Origin of the sequence: Cytobacillus sp. FSL R7-0696, assembly GCF_038006865.1 — a bacterium.
Lineage (GTDB): Bacteria > Bacillota > Bacilli > Bacillales > Cytobacillaceae > Cytobacillus > Cytobacillus kochii.
Window position 1 is genome coordinate 3,074,085 of record NZ_JBBOWA010000001.1, and the last position, 20,680, is coordinate 3,094,764.

The window sequence follows — 20,680 nt, forward strand, 5'->3', positions numbered from 1 at the left end:
GGAGGTAGTACAAATGGATAGTCAATTTAATCGTCATCGCCGTTTACGTCGGACAGCTAATATGCGCAATCTAGTAAGAGAAACACATCTACATGTGGAGGATTTTATTTATCCAATTTTTGTTGCAGAAGGACAAGACATAAAAAAAGAAATTCCTTCTATGCCAGGCATTTATAATTTATCATTAGACCATTTAACTGAAGAGATGGATGAGGTTGTATCTCTAGGTATCCAATCTGTTTTATTATTTGGTGTTCCTCTTGAAAAGGATGCTTGTGGTACGCAGGCGTATCATGACCATGGAATTGTCCAAGAAGCAACAAGATTAATCAAGGAAAAGTATCCAGAAATTTTGGTCGTTGCAGATACTTGTCTTTGTGAGTATACTGACCATGGTCATTGTGGTTTGATTGAAAATGGCGAAATATTAAATGACGCTTCATTAGAATTACTTGTGCAAACAGCAATTAGTCAAGCAAAAGCAGGCGCAGATATTATTGCTCCTTCTAATATGATGGATGGATTTACAGTCGCTATTCGTGAGGGCCTTGATGAGGCAGGCTTTGAGCATATACCTGTTATGTCTTATGCAGTTAAATATGCGTCTGCTTTTTACGGACCATTTAGGGATGCTGCTGGCAGTACACCACAATTTGGTGATCGGAAATCATACCAAATGGACCCTGCAAACCGCTTAGAAGCAATGAGAGAGGCAGAATCAGATTTAATGGAAGGTGCAGACTTCCTCATTGTAAAGCCTGGGATGCCTTATCTTGATATTGTTCGCGATGTGAAAAACAATATTAATTTACCACTTGTTACTTATAATGTAAGTGGCGAATACTCGATGGTAAAGGCCGCTGCACAAAATGGCTGGATTGACGAAGAAAGAATCGTGCTTGAGATGTTAACAGGGATGAAAAGAGCTGGTAGTGATTTAATTATTACTTATCATGCAAAAGATGCTGCCAAATGGATGAACTCACACAAATAAGAAAAGAGGGATGTTTATGCGTTCATATGAAAAGTCACAAGCCGCATTTAAAGAAGCAGTTAAATTGATGCCTGGTGGAGTAAACTCCCCAGTGCGTGCTTTTAAATCGGTTGATATGGATCCGATTTTTATGGAGAAGGGCCAAGGGTCCAAAATCTATGATATTGATGGTAATGAATATATTGATTATGTCCTTTCATGGGGACCACTCATTTTAGGACATGCTAATGAAAAAGTTGTTTCTGCGGTGAAGGAAGTTGCCGAAAATGGCACAAGTTTCGGGGCGCCAACGTTGATTGAAAATGAATTAGCACAGCTCGTCATCGATCGTGTTCCTTCAATTGATGTGATTCGTATGGTTTCATCAGGTACAGAAGCAACGATGAGTGCATTAAGATTAGCTAGAGGTTTCACAGGACGCAATAAAATAGTTAAATTTGAAGGCTGTTATCACGGTCATGGAGATTCTCTCTTAATTAAAGCCGGTTCTGGTGTAGCTACACTTGGATTGCCTGATAGTCCTGGTGTGCCTGAAGGTATTGCAAAGAATACGATTACAGTTCCATACAATGATCTTGAAGGTGTGAAATACGCTTTTGAACAATTTGGTGAAGATATCGCTGCCATCATTGTTGAACCTGTTGCTGGTAATATGGGAGTTGTTCCACCAGTAGAAGGATTTTTACAAGGGTTACGTGATGTGACAACTGAATACGGTGCCCTTCTTATTTTTGATGAGGTAATGACAGGTTTCCGTGTTGATTATAACTGTGCCCAAGGTTTCTTCGGCGTTACACCTGATTTAACTTGCTTAGGAAAAGTAATAGGTGGTGGACTGCCTGTTGGTGCTTACGGTGGTAAACGAGAAATTATGGAGCAGGTTGCACCAAGTGGCCCGATTTATCAGGCAGGTACATTATCAGGTAACCCGCTTGCGATGGCTGCAGGTTATGCAACATTAAGTCAATTAACACCGGATACGTATGCTAACTTTATTAAGAAAGCTGATAAACTCGAATTAGGCTTGAGAACAGCAGCAGAAAAATATGAGATTCCACATACAATTAACCGGGCAGGATCGATGATTGGTCTATTTTTTACAAATGAAGATGTCATTAATTATGATCAAGCGAGAACGTCTAATCTTGACTTCTTTGCCTCTTATTATCGTGAAATGGCACTTCAAGGCGTATTCCTTCCACCATCACAATTTGAAGGTTTATTCCTGTCTACAGCATTAACGGATGAAGATATTGATCAAACAATTGCCGCAGCTGAAAAGGCATTTGCGAAATTGAAATAAGTTTTTAGCGAACAAATTCCGGAATGGAATTGTTCGCTTTTTTATTCTCAATCGAAAGATGTCAATCTTTTAGAGAGTAGGGCAAAGAGAAGAGCAACGGTAGACAGAATGAGAAAAAGAGAGTTTGGTGCATTGAAATGGCTCACATCGAAAAATAGTCAAAGTGGAGAGTGGGAAAGATGTGAGATTTTAAATTCACAACCCCTAAATTAATCTATTTCTCTTTAACAATATAGTTATTCTATCGAAGACGCGCTCCTTTCTAAGTAAAGTAATCATAATTCACTTTTCCTCCTCATAAAGTGTAAGAGAAAAGATGTTATTGTTTTGATGATATGGGAGGAGGAGTCGAATATGTCTCAAGGAAATCCGTCGAACTTGCGGTTTTCATTAGAGGAATCCGTTTGGTTTCAAAAAGGACAGGAAGTATCACAATTACTTTCGATTTCACTTGATCCGAATATAACGATTCAGGATAGTGAGCAGTATGTAACGATTCAAGGTGCACTAGAACTAACAGGCGAATATCATCGTGATGAATCAACCGAGGACAGTATGAATGAACCGCCATCTACATTAAGGTTTATCCAATCTGTGGAAGAAAGGGAAGAGGGGGTATGTGAGTTTACACACTACTTTCCTGTAGATATTACGATCCCGAATAACCGTATTGAGAGATTGGATGATATTGATGTCCAAGTAGAGTCATTTGATTATATGTTTCCTGAAAGAAGTTGCATGAAACTCCATGCTAATTTGACGATATCTGGTTTGTATGGTGACCAACAGCATGTGGCATATACTGAGGATGAGAATAACGTGCTTGAGCTTGATACGGTAGAACGTTCAACGGTTCAGGATCAAGAAGAAGAAGAAGAAGAAGACACCAGTCGTGAAGAAGAACAAACAGAAATTAACTTCTCCCTACCAGAGGAGAATGAAAAAGATGAAGATGTGTTTGTTGCTGAAGCGAAGCAGGAGCCAGAAGTGGTTGAAGAAGAACCGGTATTAAATCGATCCTTACCTATTCTTGAGCCTCAAGAAGAAGAACCCATTGATATGCCAGAGGTTTCTTTTATAGCTAATCGATATGAAGAGAAAAAGCAGGAAGCAGAAGAGATTTTTGAGGTTAAGCAAGTAGAAGAAACAAAACCAGTTCAAGAGCTTGAAGAAGTGACAGATGAGCTTGAATCCTCTTCAGAAGAAGTGAAACCACAAAAGAAAAAAGTAAAAGGCAAGAAAAGCATGAGTTTGACGGAATTTTTTGCTCGTAAAGAAGATGAAGAACAATTGACGAAGGTTAAGGTATGTATTGTCCAGCCTAATGATACGATTGATCTTATTTCAGAAAGATATGATGTGACACCACAAACATTAATGAGAGCCAATCAACTAGAATTGAATCAAGAAGTGCATGAAGGCCAAGTTTTATATATCCCTGTAGCTGTTACAAACTAGCGGGTAAGGGGGCACATTATGAGCAGATCTCCATCGGTCTGCTCGCATTTTTATCAGTGTCACTTGTTTACTTACACAGTTTAGGTAAGCGAGGAAAGAGAGTGGTCTAAGTGGCAAAGGAAAATAGATTAAAAAAATATGGTCCAATCTTAAAACACTATGCACTTGAGCCTAATTTCATCGAAAGTTTTGGTAGCGTTCAAAAAGTTTACTCTAGCAAAGGTGTTTTTTCTTTGAAAAAAATAAAAGCAAATCATGGTGCGGACTTCATACGTTATATTCAACAATTATACCAAATGGGGTACAACCGGATCGTCCCGATTTATCCGACGGTTGATGGTAGGTATGCCGTTTTACACAACCAAAAGCTGTATTATTTAATGCCTTGGCTACCTAATGAGATTAAAGAAGATCAATTTGAACGGCATCAACAAATGTTTAGAGAACTTGCTCGCTTGCATGTCTTAAGTACGAAAGAAGTGGAAGTTTCTAAGGAAGAACGTGAAGAGCATTATGAAAATACGTTACTAGAATGGGAAAAGCAGAGTGAATTTTTGGATGGTTTTATTGAAACATGTGAATCTAGGGAATATTTATCTCCTTATGAATTGATGTTTACACAATATTATAATGATATCGCTCAAGCGTTAACTTTCTCAACCAAGAAGTTAAAGGATTGGTACGAAAAAACGAAGGAAGAGGAAAAAGTTCGTACAGCTGTTATACATGGAAAAATTTCTACCGAACATTTCTTGTATGATGAGCGCGGATATGGCTATTTTTTGAATTTTGAAGAAGCGAAGAGAAGTTCACCTATGCATGATCTTCTTCCGTTCTTATCAAGGTCTTTAAAAACCTTTCCAAAGCGTGCCGACGATGCTGTCGATTGGATTTACACTTATTTTAAGCATTATCCGTTTAGAGAAGATGAAATGCTGTTATTTCAAAGTTATTTTGCTCATCCAGGGCCTGTCATTCGCGCAGCAGAAAAATATCATAATGGTAAGTCAAAAAAGAATGAAAGAAAGCATGTAGAGCATATACAAAGGCAATTTTGGTTATTAAAAAATACGGAATATGTGGCCATGAGAATTGATGAAATTGAGCGTCAGAAAAAACAAGCACAAGAAGCAGCTGAGAAAGCGAATGCAGAACAAGAAGGAGCCCAAAATGGATAAAAACTGGGCTCCTATATTCATTTTAAGAGAATCCAAATGAAAATTAAACGCCCTCTGTAAAAGCAAGGTCTATATCATAGAGTATACCTTTCTACCTCTCCTCGAAAGTTTACATTTAGGTTGTGGATTTCTCTTGCATCCTCATCCCGCGCATAATTGCCTCATACATAGGCAGGCTCAAAATAGGAGCAATTTTTTTACAGGTTTGTTCCCTTTTTTCATTATCATGTATATAATAAAAAAAATTGGTCATCCTTATTGACTATAGTGACTGTTTTTAGGTAGTATTACTTTATATTCAAACAAATGAAAAGCTTTGATAGGGAAGAGTACATTGGCGCTTTGCTTTAAGAGAGGAAAATCAATTGCTGTGAGATTTTCTAAGCGAACCCATTGGAAGGTCGCCCTGGAGCTTCTTTCGTGAACGTAGGTTCTATTATTAGCGAAAGACGGGAACGCCGTTATCCATTCGAGAGTCAATTACTAAAGTTTATGGTAATTGAAAAAAAGGTGGTACCGCGGAAGCAACTCCATTCGTCCTTTTTGTGACGAGTGGAGTTTTTTATTTTGCTTTTGTTTGATTGTTAACGATAAGCGAATGTGAGAAAGGATGAATAGGCGATGGAAGAGAATAATATCACGATGCCAACAAAATATGACCCTCAGTCTATTGAACAAGGTCGTTATGATTGGTGGTTAAAAGGAAAATATTTTGAGGCAAAAGATGATCCGGAGAAAAAACCTTATACTATTGTGATACCGCCACCAAATGTAACGGGAAGATTGCATCTTGGTCATGCATGGGATACAACGCTTCAAGATATTTTGACGAGAATGAAGCGCATGCAAGGCTATGATGTTCTGTGGTTACCTGGTATGGACCATGCAGGTATTGCTACTCAAGCAAAGGTTGAGCAAAAACTTCGTGAAGAAGGAAAAAGCCGTTATGATTTAGGTCGAGAAGCGTTTGTAGAAGAAACGTGGAAATGGACGAATGAATATAAAGGACATATTAGACAACAATGGTCTAAGCTTGGTCTCGGTCTAGATTATAACCGTGAACGCTTTACATTAGATGAAGGGTTATCAGATGCTGTACAAGAAGTCTTCGTTGCTTTATATAATAAAGGCTTGATTTATAGAGGCGAGTATATTATTAACTGGGACCCTTCTACTAAAACAGCTTTATCTGATATAGAAGTTATCCATAAAGATGTGCAAGGTGCGTTCTATCATATGCGCTATCCATTAACAGATGGTAGCGGCCATATTGAAATTGCGACAACAAGACCTGAAACGATGTTAGGTGATACAGCGGTTGCCGTTCACCCTAAAGATGAGCGTTATCAACATTTGATCGGTAAAACGGTGAAACTGCCTATAACTGGAAGAGAAATTCCGATTGTTGCAGATGATTATGTTGACATGGAATTTGGTTCAGGAGCAGTGAAAATTACACCAGCTCATGACCCGAATGACTTTGAAATTGGTAATCGTCATAACTTAACAAGAATTCTAGTAATGAATGAAGACGGGTCAATGAATGAGAATGCTGGCAAATATCAAGGGTTAGATCGTTTTGAATGCCGTAAACAAATCGTTAAAGATTTGCAAGAAGAAGGTATTCTTTTTGAAATTGAAGAGCATCTTCATTCTGTGGGTCATTCAGAACGTAGTGGGGCGGTTGTAGAACCTTATTTATCTACACAATGGTTTGTAAAAATGCAACCACTTGCGGATGCGTCGGTTGATTTGCAAAAGGGTGAAGATAAAGTCAACTTCGTTCCAGATCGTTTTGAAAATACGTATTTACGCTGGATGGAAAATATTCGTGATTGGTGTATTTCTCGTCAACTATGGTGGGGTCATCGCATCCCAGCTTGGTATCATAAGGAAACAGGTGAAGTATATGTAGGAACAGAAGCACCGAGTGATAGTGAGAACTGGAAACAAGATGAAGATGTGCTTGATACATGGTTTTCATCCGCGTTATGGCCATTCTCCACATTAGGTTGGCCGAATGAAGAAAGTGCTGATTTTAAACGCTATTATCCGACTGATGCGTTAGTAACCGGCTATGATATCATTTTCTTCTGGGTATCTAGAATGATTTTCCAAGGTATTGAATTTACTGGTGGTCGTCCATTTAAAGATGTACTTATTCATGGATTGGTTCGCGATGCGGAAGGTCGTAAGATGAGTAAGTCACTAGGTAATGGCGTTGATCCAATGGATGTAATTGAGAAATACGGTGCAGACTCCTTGCGCTATTTCTTATCAACAGGAAGCTCACCAGGCCAGGATCTGCGTTTCAGCTTTGAAAAAGTAGAATCTACGTGGAATTTTGCCAATAAAATATGGAACGCTTCTCGATTTGCCTTAATGAACATGAATGGATTAACTTATGATGAAATTGATTTAACCGGTGAAAAATCGGTTGCAGATAAATGGATTTTAACTCGCTTAAATGAAACAATTGAAACGGTAACAAGGTTGTCCGATCGTTATGAGTTTGGTGAAGTGGGCAGAATCCTCTATAACTTCATTTGGGATGATTTCTGTGACTGGTATATTGAAATGGCAAAACTGCCATTATACGGTGAAGATGAAGCAGCTAAACAGACAACAAGATCTGTTCTCGCTTATGTACTAGACCAAACAATGAGATTATTGCATCCATTCATGCCGTTTATTACAGAGGAAATCTGGCAAAACCTTCCTCATAAAGGAGAATCGATTACAGTTGCCTCTTGGCCGACTGTGAATGAAGAGCTTTCCGATAAGGCAGCAGCAGAAGAAATGAAACTGCTTGTAGAAATTATTCGTTCTGTACGTAATATTCGTGCAGAGGTAAACACACCATTGAGTAAGAAGATTGATATGCTCATCAAAACAAAAGATGAAAAAGTACAGAAGGTTTTAAGTAAAAATGTTGGTTATATTGAACGCTTCTGTAATCCTGAGCAATTAACCATTGCGATTGATGCAAAAGCACCTGATAAAGCGATGACAGCGATTGTTACTGGAGCAGAAATTATTCTGCCATTAGCAGGTTTAATTAATATTGATGAAGAAATTGCTCGTTTACAAAAAGAATGGGATAAGTTAAATAAAGAAGTAGAACGTGTTCAGAAAAAATTAAGCAATGAAGGTTTTATTAAGAAAGCACCTGAAAAAGTGATCGCTGAAGAAAAAGCGAAAGAACAAGATTATAGCGAAAAACGTTCAGCAGTTGAAGCAAGAATGAACGAATTAAAAGGTGAATAAGGTATAATAGGAGAGGAGGCGAAATATCGTCTCCTCTTATAATGGTTATATTAATAAAGGTGGCAGATAGAAATGTTTACAACATATGAAGAAGCAATTGGTTGGATTCATTCTCGTCTTCGTCTTGGGATCAAACCAGGATTACAAAGGATGGAATGGATGATGGAAAAGTTGAATCATCCAGAAAGAAGACTGAAGGTTATACATATAGGGGGAACGAATGGTAAAGGTTCGACACTAGCTTATATCCACTCAATCCTTGAAGCAGAAGGGATTATGGTAGGTACATTTACTTCTCCATATATAGAGCAATTCAATGAACGGATTACATTAGGCGGCAAGCCGATTTCTGATAAAGATATTGTCCAGCTAGTGAATGATATTTATCCGCTTGCAGTAGAGCTCGAAGGATCAGAACTAGGAGAGCCATCTGAATTTGAAATTATAACAACAATGGCGATTCATTATTTTGCCCATATTGAACCGGTTGATATTGCTTTGTTTGAAGTAGGATTAGGTGGCAGACTAGATTCAACAAATGTCCTTCATCCCCTATTATCTATCATTACAAATATCGGTCTTGATCACACAGCGATATTAGGTGATACGATTGAGAAGATTGCCTCTGAAAAAGCTGGGATTATAAAGCCTGGAACACCAATTATTACTGGTGTTAAGCAAGATGAGGCAGTGGCTGTTATCGAAAAGACAGCAAAAGAAAAACATGCAAAACTTTATCAAGCAAATAAGCAATTCCAAGCGGAGCATATCGTATCGACAGAAGTAGGTGAGTCCTTTTCTTTTCAGAATACATTTAGTCAAAGAGACTATTTAGAAATATCGATGCCAGGTGTTCATCAAGTAGAAAATGCCAGCTTGGCGTTGATGGCGATTGATTTTCTGAATCAATATTTTTCCTTTGTGATTTCAGAAGAAAGCATAGGGAGAGGCTTGAAGAAAACGTATTGGCCCGGTCGTTTTGAGCGCGTGGCAACAGGCCCACTAACGATTTTAGACGGAGCACATAATGAAGAAGGAATGGCTGCTGTTTGTGACGAATTAGAAAAGCGCTATCACGATCGTGATATTTATTTTATTTTTGCAGCATTAAAGGACAAACCACTGCAAGGCATGATTCAAAGAATGGAGGATTGTGCGAAAGCGATTACTTTTGTAGGGTTTGATTTCCCTCGTGCGGCAAAAGCTGAGGAACTGTCTGCAATCAGTCAAAAGAATCATCATTTAGTTACAGCTGATTGGCAAGAAGCAATAAAAGAAACGAAAGAAATGATGCGTGAAAATGATGTTTTAGTGATTACAGGTTCCCTATACTTTATTTCTGAAGTAAAGCGTTTTTTCGCTCATCAATAATGATTGGTTACGATGGATATTGCTCGTAGCCGTATAAGTAAAGGGCGTCAAATAGCTTTTAGAATCGCCCTTTACTTTTTAGTTGACCAACATGAATAGAGCAATTGGCGTTTTATCATTATGTGTCTTATTCAAGAGGGAAATCCTTTTCTTGAGCAAAAAAATCACTAATCGGGATATAGTTCACTGTTGTTCCCCCACTCATAAGGTAAACGCCATTTTTAGCAATGATACTACCATTAAATTCTCCTCCATAAAAGGTTACACTTCCATATGGAGCAAATACGACTCCGCTAAATCGTTCAATCCATTGACTTTGTGAACCGATATATACATCACCGGTAGCAATAATTACTGCTTTTGAAAAGGAGTTTATATAACGGTATTTTTCGTCAAGATATGGAGAAATGGTAATATCTCCTCCAAATAATTTCATATTTTCACTTTTTACTGAGGAACCATAGCCATTTGCTTCATACCATCCTGCTGGTTTGGTTTTAAGAAGAGGGTAAGAAGGGATGCTACAACTCGTTAACTTTTCTAAAGATGTTCCTTTTTGATAAGCGGATAAATTTATATTATTCGGATGATACAATTCTCCAACATATGTTGCTAAAGCGTAAGGAGAAAAGGATGGAGTCCAATCAACCGTCAAGTCTTGATGAGAAAAAAGCGCCTTCTCAAAGTAAGCATCTTTGATGTAAGTGTCACCACCAATATGTACGATATCTTTATATGTTCCTCCAGGTAACACTGCATCCTTCATTATGGTTAGAGGTTGATAAAAAGTCGTATCCTTAATATTGGCCCTTCCATTCACAACGGTATGACCATATATAGAACGTCCACCTGTGGCTGAAAAGTCGCCGTTAATACAAACTTGCCCTGGCTTTGAGGCTGATCCTAATCCTGCACTACCTCCTTGTAAATTTACATCTCCATCTATAAATAGATTAGAAACACTACTTAAGGCCCCGCCATTAATCTGGGTAGTTTTTAATGAATCCCCAATATATATGGTTGCATCGCTACCATTGATTCGGTTACCATGAAAGGCAAATGAGGAACCATGGATAAATAGTTGACTTTCAATCATACATTGATAGAAGCTGTCAGAGCAAGTAGAATTTTCTCCTTCATTAGGGTCCTCGCCATTATCATCGCCCCCTCCTCCGTCGCCGGGATTCTCCTCGTTTCCAGAATCGTCCTCTTTATCTCCTAACAGCAGTTTGTTTATTTTAGTATGAACACTGAAAGTATCTTCTCCGCCTGCAAGAGTGAATTGAACATCAATTACATCACTAGAAATGAGGCAATCCTCAAGAGGTTTCACATCATCTTCATGATAACTACAATAAGGATCTGCTCTGCTTTGATTAGCAGGTTTAATCGAGATGTCTTTGAAGTGAATATCATTTCTTAATAGTAAAGAAGGTAGCGATAAAGAATATTGTGGCGTTGTTGCATATTTTACTTGATGTAAGTCTCTTAAATAAGCCATAATGAGGTTAGATTCTTGCCTTAAATTGACAGAAGTAAAAGTCTTACTTTTTGTTTTCTCTATTGAAATAAAAGTACCATAAATCACAGAACTAATAATTGAAAGGATAGCAATGGTCGCTAGTACTTCAATTAATGTCATACCTATGTTATTTTTATAGTTATATTTACCCATTTCTTTATACCCCCTTTATACCTTTATTTTACATAATAATTATTTGGAGGTGAATGAGAAATTTTTAAACTATTAAAAAAACAAATGGGGTTAACGCTAATTGAAGTCATTGTTTCTCTTTCGTTAATTACAATTGTACTTACTGTGTTTATTTCTGTCTTTATCAATGCAAACGGACAAATAACAAGAGCGGAGGCTGATTTTACTGCAATACAACTAGCAGAGAAAGCATTAATAGAGGGAACGTGCGGTCAAGAAACTGTTGATATAAACGAACAAGAATATGTTATTAAAGTGATTCAAAAGATGGTGGAAGAAAAAGCTATTTTGAAGGTTACTGTCTCTACTAGAAAGGAAGGAGATGAGCCTTTAGAGGAACTCTATGGTATATCACAACTTGAAGGTGAGGGTTCAAGGTGCGAGTAAAGGAAAATGGCGAAAAGGGGTATGCACTTGTTACTGTTCTCTTGCTTATATTGTTGCTATTTATTATCATCCCACCGCTTTTGTTAGGTGTCCTTCAATCAACCAAACAAATCACACAAAGTCAATTTGATATCCAACATCATCGTTTGATTGAAGTAGGAGTAACCCTATTTTCTACCCAAGAAGGGAACAAGGCGATCGCGCTATCTGACCATCACTGTGTGGTTTTCGCTACAGATACATCTTGGGTTGAGATAGGAGATGAGACGAGTGCTTGTACCTGTGACAATGCTTTGGATATAGAAGGGTTAGGTATCATCCCTATTTATAAAAATAAGTGCGGAGCTGCAATGGCGTTCGTACATGAAGGTGAAGAAAAATGAAAGCAAGAATAATTCTAACAAGTATTGTACTAATTCTTTTGCTCATCATCGTTTGGCAGTATGTTGCTCATGCCACTCCTCCTTCTATTCATTCAAGTAAAACGAAAGTGGCAGATGTGGTCATTAAAGGTTTAGGTGAAGGAGAAATAAAAAGTAAGTTACTGCAAAAAGTTGAACAATGGCGAAATAAAGCACAAATAAAGGTTACCTATCTAGATGAAGAATGGATACTTGACCCGCAATTATTTCGCTTTAACGTGGAGGGTACTGTTAAAGAAATAACAGAAGGAACAAATCATCCACTTTTTGTTGAATATGATAAGCAATTGTTTTATGAGCGTGTAGAAGAATTATTTTCACAATTGACGTTGAATGAAGAAGAGATGAATAAAATCTATGAGGACATGGTAGATAAAGTTAGTAGATTAGAAACATCCTTTAATGTGCAAATAGAGGAGTACTTACCAGTAACACTGGTACAAGAACCACTCGCTCAAGTTGTACTACAAGTAGATGATGATTGGAGTGGCTATGCCCAATCCGTTGCTATCGATAAACGTTCCCTTTTCTCTGTGTTAGATCAATTCGGTGAGGAAAATGATCTACCTATAATAGCAACAGGCATTTATCAACTTATTTTACATACGAATTTTTCCATTGAAGAAAGATACATTCAAAATAAGCTTCCAAGCTTTACTGAGGCAGGATATGAAGCTTACGTGGACAAGAAAAGACAACATGATTTCAAATTCTACAACCCTCATACTGTCAATTATACAATCAAAATAGAAGAGAGCAGGGGGAGGATGTATTTTACTTTATTGGGGCCACCATTTATTTATGATTATGAGGCTGTAATAAAAGAGACGGAGCAAATTGAGCCACTGACAAAGGTATATAACCAAGAAGGGTTAGAAGACGGTGCGAAAATCATTGAAGAAGGTGCCATGGGTATACGGGTTGTCATTGAGCGCCAAAAGCGAAAAGGTATGTTCATAGAGACATTTGCTAGATTGAAAGATTATTATCCCCCCATATCTACAATTGAATGGAGAGGTGACGGTAGGGAAGAAGAAGAGAACAAAGAAGTAACAAAGGATTCAAATGAAGAAAGTGAACCGCGTGATGATTTATGGGGGATAGAGGGCGAAAAAATGGAGAAATAAAGGAGGAAATCTCTTGCGCAAAAAATTAGGCGAATTATTAATAGATGCTGGTGTCATCACCCATGAAGCATTAGAGAAGGTATTACGGGAAAAGAACAAGAGTCAAAAGCTTGGGGATGCCTTACTACAAAGCGAATTAATAACGGAGAAACAACTCATTCAAGCGCTCGAGTGGCAATTGGGCATTCCTCATGTGGACTTAACGGCTTATCCAATCAATCCCTCTATTTTGCAACTTATCTCAATGGAAGTGTCGAAGAGAAATTTTGTCATTCCTTTAAAGCTTGAGGGTGACCATCTCCTCGTGGCGATGGCGGACCCTCTAGATTACTATACAATTGATGATCTTCGTTTAACAACAGGGTATAAGATTCATCCGGCCATTGCTGCTAAAGATGATATTGTTCGTACGATCCATCGCTATTATCGAGATGAACCTAAAGAAGAAGTGGCAGCTGGGAGTGAAAGGAAAGGAAAGCAAAGAAGTAGAAGGAATGCACCGATTATCCAGTTAATAGATCAATTATTAAGTAGTGCCATTGCCATGAAGGCTAGTGATATTCATATAGATGCACAAGAAAACAGTGTTGTTATTCGCTTTCGCGTTGATGGGTTATTACATCGAGAGCGGGAATTACCGAAATCTATCCAAAATGAACTATTTTCAAGAATTAAAATTATGGCAGAGTTGGATACAACCGAGCAAAGGATAGCACAAGACGGACGTGTCAAAATACCAATTGATTATCGCACGGTCGATATAAGGGTGTCTCTTATTCCGACGGTTCATGGGGAAAAAGCGGTATTAAGAATATTAGATCGGCAGGAGCGGCTTATGCAGTTCGAACATCTTGGCTTTCAAAAAGAACATTTAATGCAAATAAGGCAGATGATTCAGCAACCAGCAGGTATCGTTCTAATTACAGGACCAACTGGTGCTGGAAAAACATCCACCTTATATGCCGCCTTACATGAAATGAATAAAGAAGAAGTCAATATCATTACGATCGAAGACCCTGTTGAACAAATTCTAAAAGGAATCAATCAGCTACAAGTTCATAAGCAAGTGGGGATGACCTTTGCTAGTGGATTGAGATCTATATTAAGGCAAGACCCAAATATCATCATGATCGGTGAAATAAGAGATCAAGAAACAGCCCAAGTCGCTATAAGGGCAGCTTTAACAGGGCATCTCGTTTTAAGTACTCTCCATACAAATGATAGTGTGTCAACGGTGATGAGGTTAATCGATATGGGAATTGAACCTTTTCTTGTGAGCTCAGCATTAAATGGTGTGGTTGCTCAAAGATTGGTACGCAAAGTCTGTCTTGAATGTAAGGAAACCGTTACACCGACTTCGTATGAACAAACGGTATTTGCTAACAAAGGAATTGAACTCGAAAACTTACAAAGAGGGAGAGGTTGCAGTCATTGCCAGATGACAGGGTATAAAGGGAGAATCGCTTTACATGAAGTTTTTACATTAAACGACGCTTTGCGAAAAATCATTACTACTGATCATGATACTACTACATTAAAAATCGCAGCAAAGAAAGCTGGGATGAGAAGCTTATTAGAAGACGGATTACATAAAATCTCTCAAGGACTGACCACTTTAGAGGAAGTGTTAAAGGTAACGATGTTAGAAGAAGGGGGGAGTTTAGGAAATGAAAATGATAGATTTGTTAACGAGCGCGTATAACAAACAGGCATCTGACTTACATATTAGTGTAGGGACTCAACCGATTATTCGTAACAATGGTGTGCTAGAAAGAATCACAGAGGAAGTATTAACACCACAGGCGACAGAGGAGATGGCTAAAGAAATCATTCCTGTTCATCTATGGAAAAAATTTAAAGAAAAAGGGGAATTAGATTTCTCATATGGCATTCCTGGTTTATCACGTTTTAGAGTGAATGCTTATCATCAAAGGTCATGTATAAGCCTCGCAATTCGTGTTGTTCCAGTCAGCATTCCAACATTGAATCAGCTTTCTTTACCGCCGGTGTTAGCTAAAATAGTTGAGCAACCACAAGGGCTTTTCTTGGTGACTGGACCAACAGGTAGCGGCAAATCAACAACATTAGCGGCTATTATTCAACAAATGAATGATACTTTATCTAAGCATATTATCACTTTAGAAGATCCGATTGAGTATTTACATAAACATCATCGGTCAATTATTAATCAGAGAGAAGTCGGTTTTGATACACAAAACTTTGCCAACGGGCTGCGGGCTGCATTAAGACAAGACCCTGACGTCATATTGGTGGGTGAAATGCGTGACCTTGAAACGATTCAAACAGCGATTACAGCTGCTGAAACGGGTCATCTCGTTCTAGGCACATTGCATACATCTAGTGCTCCTTCAACCATTAATCGCATGATTGATGTTTTTCCGGCTGACCAACAAACGCAAATTCGCTTTCAACTTGCATCTGTCTTAGTAGGGGTTTTTTCGCAGCGACTCTTGCCCTTAAAAACGGGTACCGGTCGAACGGTAGCTACTGAATTATTAGTGAATACAGCAGCAGTAGCTAACCTTATTCGTAATGAGAAAATCCATCAGCTCATCAATGTGATGCAAACATCAAGAGAGATTGGCATGCATACAATAGAGACTAGCGTAACGAAATTATTACAAAAACAGCTCATCTCTCCGGAGGTGGCTTCTCCCTTTATAAAAGAAAGGAGACGTCATGGCTAGATTCTCATATGTCGCTAAAAGCTTAAAAGGAAAGCGAACAGGAATCATCCATGGCTGGACAAAAAAAGAGGCGGTTACTAAATTAGAGCAAAAAGGATTTCGGGTTATCGAATTAAATGAAGTGAGAGAAACATTCTGGACGAAAGATATTGCCATAAAAAAGGGATTAAAGACAAGTGTGCTTGTAGTGTATTTGAGGCAATTCGCTGCCCTTTTACAAGCTGGAATTACAGTAATTGAGGCAACAGATATGTTAGCAGAGCAGACGGAAAATAAACGATTAAAGCAAGCATTATTAAGTATGAGAGACACTTTGGATGAAGGAAAGCCTCTATCGGAAGCAGTAAAAGAACACCCTGATTTGTTTCAGCCTTATATGATTCATATGATACATGCCGGAGAAGCCGGGGGGATGCTAGATGATGTCGTACGCCGTCTGGCTGATTATTATGAAAAACAAAATCAGCTAAAAAACAAGGTTTTATCTGCCCTAGCCTATCCTATTGTTGTTAGCATCATTGCTATTTTTGTTGTTCTATTTTTAATGTTACAAGTGGTACCGACATTTGTTCAAATGTTCGCAGGTTTCAATGCAGAACTTCCAGCCATTACGATATTTGTCCTTCGTATTAGTGACTACCTTACGATGAACTGGTATATGATTCTCTTTTTCTTATTCTTGCTTGTGCTCACGATTTTACTATTTCGTGATCATAAACTCCTTAAAGGTTGTAGAGACTGGTTATTGTTACGCACCCCTTTTATCGGAAGAATGCTTATTATTAAAGAGGTCGCTTTATTTACGAGAACATTATCGAGCTTGTTAATCAGTTCAGTATCGATTGTAGAAGCACTTAAAATAGTGGAAAGAATGGCTTCCTTAACGGTAATAAAAACCATTCTACAAGATGCAAACCTCAGTATTGAGACAGGAAAATCATTAGCGAAACCAATGAAGAATCGCCTACTACCTCCATTGCTTTCACATATGATTGCCGTTGGTGAAAGAAGTGGTTCCTTAGATGAGATGCTTGAAAAAGTAGCTGATTTATATGATAGTGAAATCGATCAGACAACCGAACGGATGAAAGCGCTGCTTGAACCGCTTATGATTATCATCTTAGCACTTATCGTCGGTACAATCGTTATCAGTATCGTTGTGCCGATGTTTGATATTTTCAATCATGTCGAATAAAATCTACCATTTAGAGGAAAAAATATCTATTTATTTCACAGAAAAATAGTATAATATACTTAGGTAATTATACCTATTTTAAATAAAATGATAGAAAGGTAGATGAACATGTTGAAAAAATGGAAAAAACAGTGTAAAAATGAGCGAGGGCTAACGCTTGTTGAATTATTAGCAGTTGTTGTCATCCTCGGCATACTAGCAGCCATTGCTGTGCCTAGTATCGGAGGATTGATTGATAATAGTAAAAAGGATGCTCACGTCGCCAATGCAAGGCAGATGATTAGTTCAGCTAAATTAATGGTAGCTTCAGAGGATGTTATTCCAGGAAGCACTGAAAATGAAAAGTTCTATTTAGTTGATTTAGAAGAATCTGGGTATTTGGAGAAGATGGATGATCCAGATAAAGTTAAAAATGGATATAAAAGAACTAAAAATAAGAATGGTTCTTATGTTGAGGTGGAAAAAAGAGAAAACAATATTACATACAAAGTTTTCTTAACAAACGGAGAAAGATCAGTTTCTGACGGTAATAATGAAGCCGTTCAAGAATCTGACTTATCTAGAGAAAGTGTTAAGGAACAAAGTTAGGAGGTCAATCACATTCTACTAATCTACTTATTTATCACAGGCCTCATCCTCGGCTCCTTTTACAATGTTGTCGGTTTGAGGGTACCTATGAAAAAATCGATTGTAAAACCGCGGTCAGCTTGTCCTGACTGCGGCCATAACTTACAAGCATTTGAATTGGTGCCAGTGTTATCTTATTTATTTCAGGGCGGGAAATGTCGTCACTGTGGTGTGAGGATCTCGCCATTATATCCTATCGTTGAACTGTTAACAGGGCTGTTATTCGTACTCGCGCTTGTCACGTTAGGTTGGACGCCAGAGCTTTTGTTTGCTCTAACGTTGATTTCTTTATTTATGATTATTTTTGTGTCGGATATTCAATATATGTTAATACCGGATCGTATTTTGCTAAGTTTTGCAGTCATTTTTATAATAGAACGATTGATTTGGCCACTTTCACCTTGGTGGGGTAGTTTAGTAGGTTGCGCTATTGGCTTCTTTTTGCTTCTTGCCATTGCAGTTGTGAGTAATGGTGGGATGGGCGGCGGTGATATTAAACTGTTTGCGTTATTAGGGTTTGCACTTGGTGCAAAGCTTGTCTTGTTAACCTTTTTCCTTGCGACGATTTACGGCGCTGTATTCGGTTTACTAGCTATGCTAGTAGGCAAAGTTAAACGAGGCAACCCCATCCCCTTTGGCCCTTTTATTGCAGCAGGGGCGCTATCTGCCTACTTTTTCGGTAAAGAAATATGGCTGTATTATTTACAAATCTTCTAGTTTAGACAAAGGAGTTTAAATGATGGCTTTATCTTTCTTAAGAAAAAGCTTTTGTAATTTAGTTATAGAGGATGATTGCATTCGCTATTGCCAAGTGAACAAGCGGCAGTTTCCTTATGGTACAAAGCTAGCAGTGAAACCTATTGCAAAAGGAATCATTGAAGAAGGAAAAATAATAGATGAAACGGGGTTATCCTTAATCCTCCAAAGCTGTGTGGAAGAATGGCAGCTTCATCGAAAAAAAGTTAGATTTATAGTCCCGGATGGACAAAGTGTTGTAAGGTCAGTAGTTATTCCTGATGAAGTGCCTGAAAAGCATATTCATGGATATTTGGATATGGAAATAGGGGCTAGCATTCATTTACCATTTCAACAACCAGTATTTGATTATCACCTCATGCCTAATAAAGAGGTGAATGAAGAGAAACGTGTGTTGTTAGTTGCTGCGGAGGAGACGCTCGTTCATCAGTTTGAACAAGTAATCGCTCAAGCTAATGTTTACCCAGAAGAAGCAGAGATCACCGCATTATCTCTATGGAGGTTGAGCGCCTATATAGGATTAGCAGAGGTTAATGAGAGTGTTGTTATCATTCATTTTGAAAAACAAGGTGTTCATATCTCTATCATTCATCATGGCATTCCTATGCTTGTTCATTATTTACCCTATGATGACAATATAGAATTAACCAATGATGATTATTTATTTACCGAAGTGTATCGTGAAGTGGATCGATTACAAGATTTTCATTTTTTCACCCTTCAACAAACCAATCATGCAACTACAACTGTTTTATTAAGTGGTGAAAATATTATACATAGTTTTCAGTTGTTTTTAAGTAGTAGAATGACAAGCCGTATAGCCATTGTTGACGCTAGGAAAATAATGGATGATAAAACGATTGTACCTTCAATGAATAAGGTGCTGGGGTTAGCGTTAAAGGATGTGCTTTAAATGACAGTCAATATAAATTTGTTGCAAAAGCAAAAGCCTTTAGTTAACCCAACTTTTATAGTTATCTTGTTGGTCATCCTGCTACTACTCTTAGCTTCGATTTTCGTAGGAGCCTACAAAATAAAAAGAAGTATCCAGTCAATTGAGGAAGAATTAGCGTATATACAAGTTGAAATATTAGAGCAAACAGAAATGTCGAATGAGAGAGAGCAATCACAATCGCTAGAAGAGTTAATAAATGCGACAACTTGGCTAGAACAAGAACGCGTGAATATCACCGGTTTTTTATCTGAATTAACAGCTCTTTTGCCAACAAGAGGCTATATTCTTTCGCTGCAGCTATCGAACAAAAATCAGGTTGAGATGATTGTTCAATTTGATACACAAAGAGAAGCCGCTTATTTGTTGCACAGTATTAAACAAGCTGATTGGTCTAAAGATGCTTCTTTAGCAACGATTAATGAGCAACAGGCATTTGAAATGGAACGGTCTCGTTTTGAAGCTAGTTACTCCTTCACGTTTGATCCCTCTTATTTTTCAATCGTAGAGGAGGAAAAACGTTGACTGTGTTCAAAGGAAGTAAATATTGGTTGTTGTTTATTGTTTTATCCATGCTTATTACAGTTGTATTAACCTACGTTCTTTACTTATACCCACTCAAGCTTGAGGAATCGGCCATACAAAAAAGGGTCATCACAGAAGAAGCACGGTTAAATGGCTTAAAGGCACAAGGCTCTTCCACAACGGTATCACACACAGAACAATGGGAAGATGCTCGACTGCATCTACCTGTTGATCCATTAGAAGAACAATTTTTATTATTATTAGATGAAGCGGCAACGGTCAATAGAATTCAGCTTACACAAATGGCCATTAATGTTGAAAGCGTTCATTCGGATGAGGCGGCAAATAGTGAAACAATCAATGATATTTCGACAACATCAGAAGAAGATATGGTTGAAGTAAAGTTGCCCAATGGATTAGAAAAGACCGTGATTAGCATGCACTTGCAATCTCAAAGCTATGAGGATTGGCTTTCATTCACAGAGGAATTACAGCATCTAGAGCGGTATACAACCATTGAGTCAATCGAAATCACCCAGGTGAAAGATGGTATAAGAGATTATATTATGGTTGTATCAGTTTATCATTTTCCTACCGCTATGGATTTAAAAGAAAATGATCCTAAAATCGTCAATGGTCAAGCTGCTGGCAAGTCCTATCCTTTTGAAGATAGAGACTGACGCCTTTCTTTGACAA

General features: G+C 38.0%; 18 protein-coding genes and 1 other annotated feature. Of the genes, 17 read left to right on the forward strand and 1 reads right to left on the reverse strand.

Translation table 11 applies throughout. The features are described 5' to 3' along the window. Positions 1-13: 13 nt before the first annotated feature. The 6 genes from hemB to MKX29_RS15920 all read left to right on the forward strand — a co-directional run bounded on the left by hemB (position 14) and on the right by MKX29_RS15920 (position 9,571). The gene (hemB, locus tag MKX29_RS15895; protein ID WP_224935831.1) at positions 14-994 is read left to right on the forward strand and encodes a porphobilinogen synthase; all 981 of its coding nucleotides are present in this window, start codon (positions 14-16) and stop codon (positions 992-994) included. A gap of 16 nt (positions 995-1,010) precedes the next feature. Beyond that, positions 1,011-2,297: a glutamate-1-semialdehyde 2,1-aminomutase gene (gene hemL, locus MKX29_RS15900; RefSeq protein WP_224935832.1), complete on the forward strand. Its 1,287-nt coding sequence runs from the start codon at positions 1,011-1,013 to the stop codon at positions 2,295-2,297. Positions 2,298-2,651: 354 nt separating this feature from the next. Beyond that, positions 2,652-3,755, forward strand: a complete 1,104-nt coding sequence (spoVID, locus tag MKX29_RS15905; RefSeq protein WP_341106510.1) for a stage VI sporulation protein D — start codon at positions 2,652-2,654, stop codon at positions 3,753-3,755. A 110-nt stretch (positions 3,756-3,865) separates the two neighbouring features. After that, positions 3,866-4,933, forward strand: a complete 1,068-nt coding sequence (gene ysxE, locus MKX29_RS15910) for a spore coat protein YsxE (RefSeq protein WP_224935834.1) — start codon at positions 3,866-3,868, stop codon at positions 4,931-4,933. 307 nt (positions 4,934-5,240) lie between these two features. Next, positions 5,241-5,478: a binding site (T-box leader), on the forward strand. Positions 5,479-5,554: 76 nt separating this feature from the next. Then, positions 5,555-8,200 (forward strand): valine--tRNA ligase, encoded by a 2,646-nt coding sequence (locus tag MKX29_RS15915; protein WP_224935835.1) that lies wholly within the window; start codon positions 5,555-5,557, stop codon positions 8,198-8,200. Positions 8,201-8,272: 72 nt separating this feature from the next. After that, the gene (locus MKX29_RS15920) at positions 8,273-9,571 is read left to right on the forward strand and encodes a bifunctional folylpolyglutamate synthase/dihydrofolate synthase (RefSeq protein ID WP_224935836.1); all 1,299 of its coding nucleotides are present in this window, start codon (positions 8,273-8,275) and stop codon (positions 9,569-9,571) included. A gap of 127 nt (positions 9,572-9,698) precedes the next feature. Here the strand turns inward: MKX29_RS15920 and MKX29_RS15925 are convergent, their stop codons facing one another. After that, positions 9,699-11,246: a PilW family protein gene (locus MKX29_RS15925; protein WP_341106514.1), complete on the reverse strand. Its 1,548-nt coding sequence runs from the start codon at positions 11,244-11,246 to the stop codon at positions 9,699-9,701. A gap of 84 nt (positions 11,247-11,330) precedes the next feature. Here MKX29_RS15925 and MKX29_RS15930 point away from each other — a divergent pair, with 84 nt between their 5' ends. The 11 genes from MKX29_RS15930 to MKX29_RS15980 all read left to right on the forward strand — a co-directional run bounded on the left by MKX29_RS15930 (position 11,331) and on the right by MKX29_RS15980 (position 20,664). After that, positions 11,331-11,672 carry a type IV pilus modification PilV family protein gene (locus MKX29_RS15930; protein WP_341106516.1) on the forward strand — a complete coding sequence of 114 codons (342 nt, stop codon included), beginning with the start codon at positions 11,331-11,333 and terminating at the stop codon, positions 11,670-11,672. After that, positions 11,663-12,055 (forward strand): hypothetical protein, encoded by a 393-nt coding sequence (locus MKX29_RS15935; protein WP_251162616.1) that lies wholly within the window; start codon positions 11,663-11,665, stop codon positions 12,053-12,055. Before MKX29_RS15930 ends, MKX29_RS15935 begins: the two co-directional genes overlap by 10 nt. Beyond that, positions 12,052-13,221: a hypothetical protein gene (locus MKX29_RS15940; protein WP_341106518.1), complete on the forward strand. Its 1,170-nt coding sequence runs from the start codon at positions 12,052-12,054 to the stop codon at positions 13,219-13,221. The genes MKX29_RS15935 and MKX29_RS15940 overlap by 4 nt, the downstream gene beginning before the upstream one ends. 13 nt (positions 13,222-13,234) lie before the next feature. Continuing rightward, positions 13,235-14,923: a GspE/PulE family protein gene (locus tag MKX29_RS15945; protein ID WP_341106520.1), complete on the forward strand. Its 1,689-nt coding sequence runs from the start codon at positions 13,235-13,237 to the stop codon at positions 14,921-14,923. Beyond that, entirely contained in the window at positions 14,889-15,929 is a 1,041-nt protein-coding gene (locus MKX29_RS15950; RefSeq protein ID WP_281202224.1) for a type IV pilus twitching motility protein PilT, read from the forward strand. Before MKX29_RS15945 ends, MKX29_RS15950 begins: the two co-directional genes overlap by 35 nt. After that, complete coding sequence (locus MKX29_RS15955) at positions 15,922-17,124, forward strand: type II secretion system F family protein (RefSeq protein ID WP_341106523.1); 1,203 nt, start codon at positions 15,922-15,924, stop codon at positions 17,122-17,124. The genes MKX29_RS15950 and MKX29_RS15955 overlap by 8 nt, the downstream gene beginning before the upstream one ends. A gap of 111 nt (positions 17,125-17,235) precedes the next feature. Next, positions 17,236-17,712 carry a type II secretion system protein gene (locus MKX29_RS15960; RefSeq protein ID WP_404826576.1) on the forward strand — a complete coding sequence of 159 codons (477 nt, stop codon included), beginning with the start codon at positions 17,236-17,238 and terminating at the stop codon, positions 17,710-17,712. Positions 17,713-17,724: 12 nt separating this feature from the next. Further along, the gene (locus MKX29_RS15965) at positions 17,725-18,468 is read left to right on the forward strand and encodes a prepilin peptidase (RefSeq protein WP_341108292.1); all 744 of its coding nucleotides are present in this window, start codon (positions 17,725-17,727) and stop codon (positions 18,466-18,468) included. 22 nt (positions 18,469-18,490) lie between these two features. After that, the gene (pilM, locus tag MKX29_RS15970) at positions 18,491-19,420 is read left to right on the forward strand and encodes a type IV pilus biogenesis protein PilM (protein ID WP_341106525.1); all 930 of its coding nucleotides are present in this window, start codon (positions 18,491-18,493) and stop codon (positions 19,418-19,420) included. Further along, positions 19,421-19,984, forward strand: coding sequence for a hypothetical protein (locus tag MKX29_RS15975; RefSeq protein ID WP_224935845.1), 564 nt, complete (start codon positions 19,421-19,423; stop codon positions 19,982-19,984). Beyond that, entirely contained in the window at positions 19,981-20,664 is a 684-nt protein-coding gene (locus MKX29_RS15980) for a hypothetical protein (RefSeq protein WP_341106527.1), read from the forward strand. The genes MKX29_RS15975 and MKX29_RS15980 overlap by 4 nt, the downstream gene beginning before the upstream one ends. The last annotated feature ends 16 nt before the right edge of the window (positions 20,665-20,680 follow it).

Excerpts from the sequence above, each read along its gene's own strand:
- hemB (WP_224935831.1), top strand. The coding sequence starts at position 14 with ATGGATAGTCAATTTAATCGTCATCGCCGTTTACGTCGGACAGCTAAT.
- hemL (WP_224935832.1), top strand. The coding sequence starts at position 1,011 with ATGCGTTCATATGAAAAGTCACAAGCCGCATTTAAAGAAGCAGTTAAA.
- spoVID (WP_341106510.1), top strand. The coding sequence starts at position 2,652 with ATGTCTCAAGGAAATCCGTCGAACTTGCGGTTTTCATTAGAGGAATCC.
- MKX29_RS15915 (WP_224935835.1), top strand. The coding sequence starts at position 5,555 with ATGGAAGAGAATAATATCACGATGCCAACAAAATATGACCCTCAGTCT.
- MKX29_RS15920 (WP_224935836.1), top strand. The coding sequence starts at position 8,273 with ATGTTTACAACATATGAAGAAGCAATTGGTTGGATTCATTCTCGTCTT.
- MKX29_RS15925 (WP_341106514.1), bottom strand. The coding sequence starts at position 11,246 with ATGGGTAAATATAACTATAAAAATAACATAGGTATGACATTAATTGAA.
- MKX29_RS15930 (WP_341106516.1), top strand. The coding sequence starts at position 11,331 with ATGGGGTTAACGCTAATTGAAGTCATTGTTTCTCTTTCGTTAATTACA.
- MKX29_RS15940 (WP_341106518.1), top strand. The coding sequence starts at position 12,052 with ATGAAAGCAAGAATAATTCTAACAAGTATTGTACTAATTCTTTTGCTC.
- MKX29_RS15950 (WP_281202224.1), top strand. The coding sequence starts at position 14,889 with ATGAAAATGATAGATTTGTTAACGAGCGCGTATAACAAACAGGCATCT.
- MKX29_RS15955 (WP_341106523.1), top strand. The coding sequence starts at position 15,922 with ATGGCTAGATTCTCATATGTCGCTAAAAGCTTAAAAGGAAAGCGAACA.
- pilM (WP_341106525.1), top strand. The coding sequence starts at position 18,491 with ATGGCTTTATCTTTCTTAAGAAAAAGCTTTTGTAATTTAGTTATAGAG.
- MKX29_RS15975 (WP_224935845.1), top strand. The coding sequence starts at position 19,421 with ATGACAGTCAATATAAATTTGTTGCAAAAGCAAAAGCCTTTAGTTAAC.